The 7,048-nt window shown below is 39.7% G+C and carries 7 protein-coding genes; all 7 read right to left on the bottom strand.

Going from position 1 to position 7,048, the window contains the following annotated elements; all coding sequences use genetic code 11:
- On the bottom strand, positions 1-789 hold a 789-nt coding region (locus Q0620_RS08425), incomplete at its 3' end, for an NAD(P)-dependent oxidoreductase (RefSeq protein ID WP_298784458.1).
- The gene (locus Q0620_RS08420; RefSeq protein WP_298784456.1) at positions 786-1,571 is read right to left on the bottom strand and encodes an aldolase/citrate lyase family protein; all 786 of its coding nucleotides are present in this window, start codon (positions 1,569-1,571) and stop codon (positions 786-788) included. The genes Q0620_RS08425 and Q0620_RS08420, both read right to left, overlap by 4 nt.
- 1 nt (position 1,572) lies before the next feature.
- The gene (locus tag Q0620_RS08415; RefSeq protein ID WP_298784455.1) at positions 1,573-2,301 is read right to left on the bottom strand and encodes an HAD-IIA family hydrolase; all 729 of its coding nucleotides are present in this window, start codon (positions 2,299-2,301) and stop codon (positions 1,573-1,575) included.
- Complete coding sequence (locus Q0620_RS08410; RefSeq protein ID WP_298784454.1) at positions 2,294-4,084, bottom strand: thiamine pyrophosphate-binding protein; 1,791 nt, start codon at positions 4,082-4,084, stop codon at positions 2,294-2,296. Before Q0620_RS08410 ends, Q0620_RS08415 begins: the two co-directional genes overlap by 8 nt.
- Positions 4,081-5,154, bottom strand: coding sequence for a CDP-glucose 4,6-dehydratase (gene rfbG / locus Q0620_RS08405; protein WP_298784460.1), 1,074 nt, complete (start codon positions 5,152-5,154; stop codon positions 4,081-4,083). The genes Q0620_RS08410 and rfbG overlap by 4 nt, the downstream gene beginning before the upstream one ends.
- Positions 5,155-5,165: 11 nt before the next feature.
- On the bottom strand, positions 5,166-5,939 hold the full coding sequence (rfbF, locus tag Q0620_RS08400) for a glucose-1-phosphate cytidylyltransferase (RefSeq protein WP_298784452.1): 774 nt from the start codon (positions 5,937-5,939) through the stop codon (positions 5,166-5,168).
- An 11-nt stretch (positions 5,940-5,950) separates the two neighbouring features.
- The gene (locus tag Q0620_RS08395) at positions 5,951-6,883 is read right to left on the bottom strand and encodes a glycosyltransferase family 2 protein (protein WP_298784451.1); all 933 of its coding nucleotides are present in this window, start codon (positions 6,881-6,883) and stop codon (positions 5,951-5,953) included.
- Between the last annotated feature and the right edge of the window lie 165 nt (positions 6,884-7,048).

Genomic DNA, 7,048 nt, shown 5'->3' with positions numbered 1-7,048 from the left:
CCTATCTCCCATCTCGGATTTTAGCAGGCTGTTGTCGGAAGTGTATTCGTTATTCAGCCCTTCATTTAGCACGATTATCTCGGATTTAAAATCGCTCGCCTCATTTACTAGCGCAGCTAGGCTAAGCAGATCGATTTTTGTCCCGCTGCTTGCGTTGTAAATTTTATGCCGTGCGTCATTTTCTATATAAAATTCCACTACGTTTAGCAGATCGTCAACATACATATAATCAAAAAATACGTTTTGATTGATCGTGATGGGTAGGCGCAGTAGATTTTTTACTACGGCATTTGTGATAAATTTATAGCGGTAATTCTCCATCTCGCCGTAAATTCCAAACAAACGAAGCTGGATAATGTTATCCAAGCAATTCTCAATGTAATGCGACGTGATAGCCTTGTAAAAACCGTATTCATCAAGCGGAAGCGCCTCTTTATAATCATCCTCTCGAGCATTTATTATCGGCTTGTGTTTTCCGTATTCCGCACCACTTCCAAATGATATGATCTTTACGACCTTGTTTTTTTGCTTGACGATATTGAAAAAGATTCGTAAATTATACTCAATCACATTTGTCATATCCAGCGTATCGCGACCGCCGCCGCGATTGGCGAGATGGACGATAGCATCGATTTTATGCGCACGGATAAAATCGTCAACCGCCCTTTCGTCAGTCAAATTTAGCTCGCTACTTTTTGGAGCGAAAACATTAAAATTACCATTTAGCGCAAGACGCTTTTTTAGATGCGAACCGATAAAACCGCTACCGCCCGTGATGAAAAGATTCATCTGTTACTTAGCCTTTTTTCAAGCATTTCGATTCTTTTCTCGTCCTCGGACTTGATTCTGTGATAATACCTACGCTTGCTCTTAAGCCAAGCTAATTCAAATTCAACGCCAGCTAAAATTCCGGCTTCCATATTGTTTACAGCATCTTTGCAATATACGATCTTTCGCGTTTCGTATTTATCAAGTAGTCCTTTAGAAATGAGATATTTAATAAAATCGCATGACTTCGCGGATATGGCTCCGCCTAGACCGCATTTTAGTCCTTTGGCCCTTGCTTTAGTGTAAATATCTTCGCAATATTTTAACATCTCATCGCTATCTGCGAAATCCCTATTTTTGCCCATCGAAGCAGTAAAATCAACCCTGCCTATCGTTATGCCGGTTAATGTATTGATATTTTCTAAAGATAAAATATCGTCTAAATTCTCATAGCATGTTATGGTTTCTACATTAATCGCGAATTCTATATCATTACGGTTATCTTCTGCTACAAAGGTATTTATAGCGGCCACGAACTTACTAACGGCAAATTTTGTCTCCGCCATCGGAGCTACGATCCCTTTTACGCCAAGCGTGATAGCATTATACATATCGGTAACAGCTTCTACGCCACCAATCTTCATAATAATAGGCAGATCAATTTTAGAAGTAATATCTTTTAACCTACAAAGCTCCTCCTGTCTACTACCCTCATTTTCGTATTCCGCTTTGATCTCAAAAACACCGTATTCGTCTTTAAGTCTTTTAAGAATATCGATCATCTCGTATTCTAAAACATTCATTTTAGCTCCTTAAAATTTTATTCTTAACATTCAGCAATGTAATATCATTGCCAACTAGAATTCCTTTACAATTAAAATTCTTTGCCATAGCCATATCACTTTCTATCCTATCACCTACCACAACGATATGCTGTTTATCAAGCCCCCAATTCTTACATAAAATTTCGAGCATAAAAGGATTTGGCTTTCCTACTATATCCAGCTTAATTTCTTCATCAATGCTACCAAGGATTGCACTTAGCATAGCATTGGCACCGGGTCTTAAAAGACCATTTTCTACCGGGAAATTTTTATCTGTATTTGCCACTATTATTCTACGAGATTTTTGTAATGCAATAAGAGCTCTTGATAAAATTTCATAGTTAAAATTTAAATCAAGCCCAATTACCACGGCTTCACAACTATACTCATCCTCGACATTTATATCTGCATTCATTAATTCACTTTTAAAACCACGGCTACCAACTAAAAATATATTTCTTAGATCATTTCTTTGCAAAAATATAGCACTAGCATAAGCTGAGGTATATATTTTATCTACAGTAGTTCTTATACCCATATGAATTAATTTATCTAAAATTTCAACTCTTGTTTTAGTTGAATTATTAGTAAAAAATAAGACATTATAACCATTGGATTGAAGCTCATCTATAGTTTGCAAAGCAAAATCGGCAATTTTACTCCCAAAATAAATAGTCCCGTCTAAGTCAAAAACTACAGCTTTATTCATCTACCGGCTTAATTATCATATTTTTATAAAATTCTTCTCGCGGCAAGAACGGAAACATATCCTCAAGTGGCTTTGAAACCATTTTGCCGTCAGGCTTTATCTTAGACGATAATTTTGGCTCCATTTTTTCAATAGGTGAAAGCATTATTTCGCAAACTACCGCACCTGGTTTGGATAGAATTTCCTCCAACTCCCCTTTTAAATTTAGCTGATTTTCTATCCTGCAGGCTTCAAAGCCATAAACCTCTGCTAATTTTACGATATTAGGAAAGCTGACGCCGCTATCTTTATCTGAGCCTACCTTGTGCCCTTTAAAAAAGTTGTTTTGAGTATTTCTGATAGAAATATAGCCTGCATTATTCAGAACAAAGATTTTGATCGGAAGCTTATTATGAATTATTGTCTGAAGCTCTTGAATATTCATCTGCAAGCTACCTTCACCCGTAACGCAAATCGTATTTTTTTTGCCATTCGCGAAGCAGGCACCGATTGCGGCAGGCAGATCGTATCCCATAGAAGCACAACCCGAATTTACTACCACCTTTTGATTCTCATATAAGCGCAAGCTCTGATACGATGAAACACATGCCGTACCGTTACCGAATACATAAACTAAATCTCGTTTATGATTAGATAGCACATCGAAGAAATTATATGAATCAACCCGCTCTTTTACATTTTGTCTAAAAGGCTCAATCGTAGGATAATTCTTTCTGTAATTTTTACAAATTTCAAGCCAAGCTCCAAAATCTAGCTCGTCTTTCAGCACAGATCGCAAATCCGATATAAAAACCTTCGCATCGGATTTTATCTTAATATCTGCGGCAATAGTTTTTTTGTTTAGTTCGTTTTGGTCGATATCAACTAAAATTTTTTTGGCTTCTCTGCCGAAGAATTCCCAGTTATAGCTGACTGCACGGATATTTAATCTAGCACCTATAGCAATGATGAGATCGGAATTTTGCACGACAAAATTTGCCGCTCTATTGCCGATAGTGCCATATCTGCCAAAAAATAGCTCATGGTCATTTCTAACGATATCGTATCTAGCGAAAGTACCGATAACGGGGATTTTTAAAATTTCGATTAGTTTTAGAAATTCTTCGTTAGCGCCGGCAAGCGTTACGCCGTTACCTACAATGATAACGGGGCGTTTAGCAGCTTTTAACGCATCTAAAACCTGCGGGATTTTTGTGTCAAACTTCGGCTCTTCGGGGATTTCAAATTCTACCAGATCCGCTTCGTCCACCATCGCGCCTTGTATATCTAGCGGCACATCCAGCCATACGGGTCCGGGTCTGCCGTGCTTAGCCTCATAAATAGCTTTTTGCAGATGAAATTTTATGCTATTTTTATCCGTTATCATTACGGCGTATTTTGTGATAGGTCTTACAATATCAATGATATTAACCTCTTGATCGCCGAGCTGACGTAAATTTAACTCGGGTTGCGAAGCAATGGTCGTCTGAAATTTCACTTGCCCCGATATGATCATCGTAGGGATCGAATCCACCCAGGCACCGTAAACGCCGGTAATCGCATTCGTTCCGCCGGGGCCTGTGGTAACATACGCGATACCAATCTTATTTGAGACGCGCGCATATCCCTCTGCGGCTATCGCGCAAGCCTGTTCGTGATGGTTACAGACATACTCTAAATTTTCATTTTTGCCAAGCGAATCTATCAGGTGCATATTGCCGCCGCCTGAGACCATAAATACGGTCTTTGCAGTATCTTCGTGTTCGGCTATAAATTTTGCTATAAAATCGCTAACTTTTATCATCGCATCATCTCTTTTACGTAGTCGTTTAAATTTTGTTCGGTATCGATCGCGCCGTTTTCGTAGAAATTTTTATACCATTTTACAGTTTTTTCAAATGCCGTTTCACTATCCCAAACTGGCTTCCAACCAAGCAGCGCATGTGCTTTAGAGCAATCAAGCTTTAATAAATTTGCCTCATGCGGCTGGTTTATGTCGGAGCCGATTTTAAATTCTGTCTTATCCCAATATCGCTTGGCACTCTTTAGTACATCAAGCACCCTAATCGCACCATCATCGCTAGGTCCGAAATTCCACGCACCGCCGAATTCCTTTCGTCCTTCAAGCAACTTTTGCCCTACGAGCAAATATCCGCTAAGCGGCTCGAGTACGTGCTGCCAAGGACGCGTCGCATGCGGATTGCGGATCGTTACCGCTTCATTTTTAGCTGCTGCGCGCATAACGTCGCAAATCAATCTATCTTGCGCCCAGTCTCCGCCGCCTATTACGTTACCTGCGCGACACGTGGCAAGCAGCGTTTGATGCTTTGTGCCGTAATCTTTTTCGTTAAAAAAGGAGTTTCGATATGAACTAGCCAGAAGATCCGCACAGCCTTTCGACGAGCTATATGGATCATATCCGCCCATAGGATCGCTCTCGCGATATCCCCAAACCCATTCTTTATTTTCATAAGCCTTGTCGCTGGTGATATTTACGATCGCGCGAACGCCTGCTTTTCTGCAGGCTTCAAGGACTTTTAATGTGCCGATGACATTGATTTCGTAGGTTGTGATAGGATCGGCGTAAGATGGGCGTACGAGCGCCTGAGCGGCAAAGTGAAATACGATATCGGGTTTATAAGTCGCAAATACTTCGTCTAATTTGGCAAGATCCCGTATGTCGCCCATTATCTGGACGATATTTAAATTTAAAAGTCCTATATGATTTGGCTCTGTAGGCGCCGGAAGCGAATAGCCTATCACTTTCGCACCCATGCGCTCCAGCCATAGACTAAGCCACGAGCCCTTAAAGCCGGTATGTCCGGTAAGCAAAACCGTTTTGCCCTTATAAATTCCGGAGTATAGACCCTGCATATCTCGCATCGCTACCACTTTTTCCACGGAGCGTTACCGCTATCCCAAATTTTATTTAACTCAAGCTTATCTCTAAGCGTATCCATCGGCTTCCAAAAGCCGCTATGTTTATACGCTAAAATTTCACCGTCGTGTGCCAAATTCATAAGCGGCTCTTGCTCGAATATCGTCGCATCGCCATTTGTAATATAGTCAAAAACCTTTGGCTCACATACAAAGAAACCGGCATTAATCCAATTGCCGTCTCCTTTTGGTTTTTCCTTAAACTCATGCACGCGACTTTTGTCATCTATATTTAGAGCTCCAAAGCGACCTTCCGGCTGAACGGAAGTCATAGTAAGCGCTTTGCCGTGGGACTTATGGAATTTTACAAGCTCATGGATATCTATATCACTAACACCATCGCCATAAGTAAGTAAAAATGGTTCGTCTCCCACTATGCTCTGAGCTCGCTTAATACGACCGCCCGTCATAGTGTTTAGTCCGGTATTTAACAGCGTAACGCTCCAAGGCTCGCTAAAATTGCTCAAAACCTCCATCTTGCCATTTTTCAAATCTATAGTCATATCGCTTTGATGTAAAAAATAATTGGCAAAATATTCTTTGATATAGTAGCCTTTATAACCAAGTAGAATGACGAATTCGTTAAATCCGTACAAACTATAAATTTTCATAATATGCCATAAAATCGGTTTTTCGCCGATCTCTACCATTGGCTTTGGCCTAATGCTCGTCTCTTCGGCAAGCCTAGTACCGAAACCTCCTGCTAGTATTAAAACTTTCATTAAAGCTCCCTTTAATCAAAATTTATTCTTTCTTTTTCAAATACTAATGGGCGATTCAACACTTGTGTATAAATTGCCCCGATATATTCGCCTATTATACCGATAAAAAACAGAATTCCAGATGAAACGAACGAAAAAAGTATAATAAGAGGTGCGATACCCACGCTCATTTCGTTCCAATATATGAGTTTTAGGATAAAATACACAAGTCCTACTATTATGCTTAAAATGCCCATTATCATTCCTATAAAAGTCGCGAGCCTAAGCGGTACTTTAGAATTGCAGATTATACCGAGTATCCCCATATCATAAAGCGTGTAGAAGTTGTTTTTGGTAACTCCTTTAATTCTTACCGGTTGATCGTAAGGGATTTTAGCTACCTTATAGCCCGCTTCCGCGAGCATTCCACGAAAAAACGGATACGGATCATGCATCTGTCTAAGAGCCGCGATGACCTTTTTATCAAAAAGTCCAAAGCCGGTAAAATTTTTAAAAATCTCGATCTCAGATAGCTTCGATAAGAGTTCATAATAACACTCTCTGATTTTAAACATCACGCCACGCTCCTCGCTATCTCGCTTAATAGCCAAAACCAAGTCGTTGCCCTCTTGCCATTTTTCTATAAACTGTGCAATCATCTCGGGCGGATCTTGCAAATCGGCCACGATAGAGATAACGGCATCTCCGTCTGCACCCAAAAGCGCATAGGTTGGCGATTTGATATGCCCGAAGTTTCTGGAATTTACGATGATCTTTAAATTTTTATCATCCTTTGCTAGGCGTTTTAAAATTTCAACCGTCCTATCGGTCGAAGCATTATCAATAAATATATGCTCGTAGGCGTACTCCGAAAATCCTTCCATAACTTTTTTTACGCGCGCATAGACTTCCTCTACATTCTCCTCCTCGTTAAAGCAGGCAGTAACTATACTGATCTTTTTCATATCATCTCCTAAAGACGAAAAATTTATTTAATAAAAATGATACCGCAGCTAGCGGGATCAAAAGCACAAAACCGTTTATATACATATTATCAAATCCAAGCCACTTGAAAAGCCATAGAAAAAATATATTTAAAAAATAAGTAATGATGTAAACAAATATAAATT

Source organism: uncultured Campylobacter sp. (assembly GCF_938017615.1).
GTDB lineage: Bacteria > Campylobacterota > Campylobacteria > Campylobacterales > Campylobacteraceae > Campylobacter_B.
Note: the sequence above shows the minus strand (reverse complement) of the source record. Positions and strands in the feature narration are given on the sequence as shown.

Coding starts and splice junctions, on each gene's coding strand:
- Q0620_RS08420 (WP_298784456.1), bottom strand. CDS start 1,571: ATGAATGTTTTAGAATACGAGATGATCGATATTCTTAAAAGACTTAAA.
- Q0620_RS08415 (WP_298784455.1), bottom strand. CDS start 2,301: ATGAATAAAGCTGTAGTTTTTGACTTAGACGGGACTATTTATTTTGGG.
- Q0620_RS08410 (WP_298784454.1), bottom strand. CDS start 4,084: ATGATAAAAGTTAGCGATTTTATAGCAAAATTTATAGCCGAACACGAA.
- rfbG (WP_298784460.1), bottom strand. CDS start 5,154: ATGCAGGGTCTATACTCCGGAATTTATAAGGGCAAAACGGTTTTGCTT.
- rfbF (WP_298784452.1), bottom strand. CDS start 5,939: ATGAAAGTTTTAATACTAGCAGGAGGTTTCGGTACTAGGCTTGCCGAA.
- Q0620_RS08395 (WP_298784451.1), bottom strand. CDS start 6,883: ATGAAAAAGATCAGTATAGTTACTGCCTGCTTTAACGAGGAGGAGAAT.